This window comes from Nocardia sp. NPDC051787, assembly GCF_040681325.1.
Lineage (GTDB): Bacteria > Actinomycetota > Actinomycetes > Mycobacteriales > Mycobacteriaceae > Nocardia.
Genome location: NZ_JBFAYO010000072.1, coordinates 1 through 3,775, shown reverse-complemented (window position 1 = coordinate 3,775; position 3,775 = coordinate 1). Strand labels below are relative to the sequence as shown.

The window sequence follows — 3,775 nt, the reverse complement described above, 5'->3', positions numbered from 1 at the left end:
CAGCCGAGAGCGCTCGCTACGCTCGCAACGAGGCACGCCCAATGGAGGAATTCCGTGACGGCAGCCCGGGGGAATTACCTGATCGTCGACATTGAGCATCGGGTGCTGCTGCATGCCGTCACGCATGCTCATCCGCCACCGGAAGTGAGCCAGAGCCGTCACTCGGACACTTCCGGCAAAGTCACGCTGGCGTAATCACACCCGGCTGGGCATTGAGCGACGGCTTTGCCACCGCATCCTCTGCTGCCCCAGGTGCCGCAAGATTCGTGAACAATTCGCCCGGTCGGCACCGGCAGCGATGGCCAACAGGGTCCAGCGGTGCCAGGACCGACAGCTCCGCACTTGATTGGTCGAGCCCGGTCAGGATCTTCGCGGTCTGGAAGCGTTTCGGCGTGAATCCAAGGCAATGCGGATGATCAGGGACCCCAGGCCAATGACCCCGACGACCATCCAAAACGTTGCAGGGGCGGCTTGCCCCTGGGTAAGCAGTATCACGCCTGCAATCCAACCTGTCGCTGAGACGATGGATGCCGAAAGCTTCGGAAATTCGCGAATTACGGTGAGGATCACCAGCAAGCAGAAGACCACGAACAATAGCACTTGCTCGCGCCGCTCACGCTCCATCATGGCTTGGGCCGGCTTGTTGCGCGGTGTGAGCCCGTGGTTTTGGTCGATGGTGAAGAGTGCGACCCCGAGCTCGTTGGCACACTCGACTGCCTGGGCTGTGTACCCGCTAGCGGAGAAGAACAGCATCTCGAGGTGATGCCTGCGTCCGCGGGCACCGTACAGCTTTTGGACATCGGGGCGGCCAGTAGGGGCGGAGTGCCATTTAACCTGAGCGATGGCCCGCGAACTGGTCACGTCGATCCCACCGTCAGCTCCGCGAGGTGTGACCTTGGCATCGGCGAATCCGAGAGCGCGCATGTGTTGAGCCGCAGAGTCTTCAGCCGCTTCGAACGACGGGACACTCAGCACCCGCGCCTCCGCTCCACCACATCCGACCGCTCGACCAGACTACCGTTGGTTCGCCACCTACGACGACGAGTCGTGCCATCTCTTTGGCGCTGTAGCGACGGGGGAAGTCACGCCTGTGGATCGAGGAAGGACTACGGGTGCCGCAGCGGCGGCACCGCAAACGAATCGGCACCCCGACAGTCACGCCGGTAACCGCGGACGCCCCAATCGAGTGTGGCAGTCGATTTCCAATTCGACGCCACCGACGATGGCCGTCCGGTCAAGATCCTGCCCATCGTCGATGAGCACACCCGCGAATGCCTGGCCCGGGCGATCGCTCCGCCGACCATGTGGCCTCCATCAGGCCCCCGCGTGGCACCGTGGGTTCTGGCACTGATAGCTCGGTTCGTAGCAGGTTGTGCCGGCCGATTCCGTCACAACTGTGTGTTGGCGCCCATTGGGGGTATGTGCAACAGAGGAACTCGATGAACTCGCTCGGGTGTCATCGTTTCCGGCGGAACATCAGGAGGTTCTCATGCTCGCCATCGCCGCCGCCGTCGCATTCGGTCTTGCGCTCATTCTCGACCTGGCGGATGCCACCCTCGGTGCGGCCATTACTGACGGCACCCTAGTCACCGTCGGGCTATTGTTGATCACCCTGCATCTCGCGGGATTCGGTACCGGCGCGCGCGTAGGCACCGGGGGTCGCTCCTGGAACTGGCGGCGCGTCCGCCGCTGAGCGCTACCGGCTGGCTTGACCGGTCGGGCGGCGACGTGGGCTTCGGTGTGCAACAGGCTGCCGAGCGACAGACACTTGCCGCTACGGGCGGGCGAGGGGGTGATGCTCCCCAGTGAGCGCGACCAGCACGTCAGCCACCGGGGCTATGCGGCGAGGGTCGTACCGATCGCGGTGGTCGATGCTGTCTATACGTGCGGGTCCGCGTTTGAAAAGGTCCGCGGTGCGGTGGCCGAATTGCTTTTCGACGAATGCTTCGGTGGTGTGGCGGATCCAATCCATGTTCACCTGTAGTTCGTCAGCTCAGGGCAGTTCACGGCGGAAGCGGTGGGCGAGGTGTTGGTAGCGTGCGAGACCGACCGGTGTTCCGTTGTGGTAGCGCAGGACTTGGTCGGTGGCTTTGCGGGCGCCGCGGTGTCTGATGTGGCCGCGCAGGCGGTTCATCAAGGTGGGGGAGATGGGCTGCCACCGGATTGCGCCGTCGTGTTCGTGGAGTCGGACCAGGCAGTCGTCGCGTTCGAGGTCCTCGATGCGCAGCGCGAGGACCGGGTTTCGGCGGCAGGCTGTTTCGATGTGTAGTCGCAGGATGAGTGCGTCGAGTTCGGTGTCGTCGCCAGTGGTCGAGGCCACTCGGCCGAGATCCGCGATCTGGTCGAAACTCAATGCACGCGCCGGTCCAGGACGCTGGGATGGTTTGCGGGCTCGGGCGGCCGGATTCGCCTCCGGATGAATCAGGCCGACAGCTTCGGCATCGTTGTAGAGGAAACGCAGCGCGGCGATGAGGTTGGCTTCGGCGCCGTGTCCGCCTCTGCTGTTCACGCGAACGACAGCACGGCGCCGATGCCGGGCCGCGAGCTCCTCGATCTCCACCACCGTGAGGGAGTCGAGGGGGCGGGAGCCCCATTCTGTTTGGATGATCGGCCAGTAAGAGCGGTAGTGGTTCATGCCCTCTGGATCTTTGATCGCCACCCGCTGGATGTACTGACTGATGGTGGGCATGCGTGCTCGACCGACTCGCCCAGACGTCAGGTCCTCGACGGTCAGCCCCAGCGAGGCCACGAACTCGAGCGCGGTATCGACATCGTCGCGGTTCATGCGACCACAGCCTCGAACAGATCCGGTCGATACGACCACAACGCCGCACCGACGGCCCGCAAAGAGTAGACGACCAGAACATCACTGTCGAGCCCGCCGGCCATCAGAACCCGCTCACCGGCACGCAGACGCGATGCCCGGCGCACGGAGGCCGAAAGGAACACATAGCCGTTCGCCGCCACCGATGACTCGCTCTCGGCGACGCGTGTGATGTGCAACAGTCCCTGGCTGGGCTCGATCGACACCGGCTGCCCAGCACTCCAGCCAAGCCTTTTGATCACCGACCGGTCACCCAGCCTGCCGGCCGAATCGATCGTTGTCGTCGCACAGGTGAACTCACCCATCGGCGGCACGGGCAACTCGACGCCAGGGAAGGCAAACGGAATCCCCGCCACCAAGGCGTTCTGCGCCGCCGGCGACGCATCCACGACGCCATCTGCTCGGTCGAACTGCCCGCCGATTTCTCTATCGCCGCCTACGACACCAGACTGTGATCCGTGCGTCGAGGGCACCGACCCGGTTTTCGAGGCACCCCGGTTCGCCCCCACCGGACTGAATGGCAGATCACCAGAAATACTGTCCACGCTTCGCTAACTCCTTCTAAATCCTGCGAACGATCTGCCGCCGAGTCGACCTTCGTTCACCATCGCCACGACCGAACCTCCGCCGCTGTTCGGCGGCCCAGCCCTAGACCACCTGTGCCGCCTCTCACGAGCCGACAACACCCACCTCTGAGCAGGCACAACCAACCCGAGGACCCAACGCGATTGCCGCACGAACCCTGACAACGGGATTCACCGGGTTCCGGCCGATACTTATGGTGTCCCAACCGATTCGGCGTCGTCGCACTCCAAGCATTCAAAAGGAACACCCACCGCGTCAATACCGAAAGGACTGAGGTGCCCGGAGGGTCTCGGACAGTGGCCCAAAGTAGGATTGGGTAACACTGAACGGAGTTGTTTGTGGCACAGAAGAAGTCGCGGCATTTCA

At 63.6% G+C, this 3,775-nt stretch carries 5 protein-coding genes and 1 pseudogene; 3 read left to right on the top strand and 3 right to left on the bottom strand.

From position 1 onward, the window contains the following. Positions 1–195 (top strand): hypothetical protein (locus AB0M45_RS33780; protein ID WP_364337546.1); only part of this gene is annotated, 195 nt, incomplete at its 5' end. Positions 196–360: 165 nt separating this feature from the next. Here the strand turns inward: AB0M45_RS33780 and AB0M45_RS33775 are convergent. Continuing rightward, positions 361–975 carry a restriction endonuclease gene (locus tag AB0M45_RS33775; protein WP_364337544.1) on the bottom strand — a complete coding sequence of 205 codons (615 nt, stop codon included), beginning with the start codon at positions 973–975 and terminating at the stop codon, positions 361–363. Positions 976–1,085: 110 nt separating this feature from the next. Here AB0M45_RS33775 and AB0M45_RS33770 point away from each other — a divergent pair. Together AB0M45_RS33770 and AB0M45_RS33765 are read left to right on the top strand one after the other, a co-directional pair. After that, positions 1,086–1,278, top strand: a pseudogene (locus AB0M45_RS33770) (IS3 family transposase); the annotation flags it as partial. A 211-nt stretch (positions 1,279–1,489) separates the two neighbouring features. Next, positions 1,490–1,693 (top strand): hypothetical protein, encoded by a 204-nt coding sequence (locus AB0M45_RS33765; RefSeq protein ID WP_364337542.1) that lies wholly within the window; start codon positions 1,490–1,492, stop codon positions 1,691–1,693. A gap of 300 nt (positions 1,694–1,993) precedes the next feature. On the opposite strand, the gene AB0M45_RS33760 is transcribed toward AB0M45_RS33765, so the two are convergent. After that, positions 1,994–2,785, bottom strand: coding sequence for a site-specific integrase (locus AB0M45_RS33760; protein WP_364337540.1), 792 nt, complete (start codon positions 2,783–2,785; stop codon positions 1,994–1,996). Beyond that, positions 2,782–3,213: a hypothetical protein gene (locus AB0M45_RS33755; RefSeq protein ID WP_364337538.1), complete on the bottom strand. Its 432-nt coding sequence runs from the start codon at positions 3,211–3,213 to the stop codon at positions 2,782–2,784. Before AB0M45_RS33755 ends, AB0M45_RS33760 begins: the two co-directional genes overlap by 4 nt. Between the last annotated feature and the right edge of the window lie 562 nt (positions 3,214–3,775).

Excerpts from the sequence above, each read along its gene's own strand:
- AB0M45_RS33765 (WP_364337542.1), top strand. The coding sequence starts at position 1,490 with ATGCTCGCCATCGCCGCCGCCGTCGCATTCGGTCTTGCGCTCATTCTC.
- AB0M45_RS33760 (WP_364337540.1), bottom strand. The coding sequence starts at position 2,785 with ATGAACCGCGACGATGTCGATACCGCGCTCGAGTTCGTGGCCTCGCTG.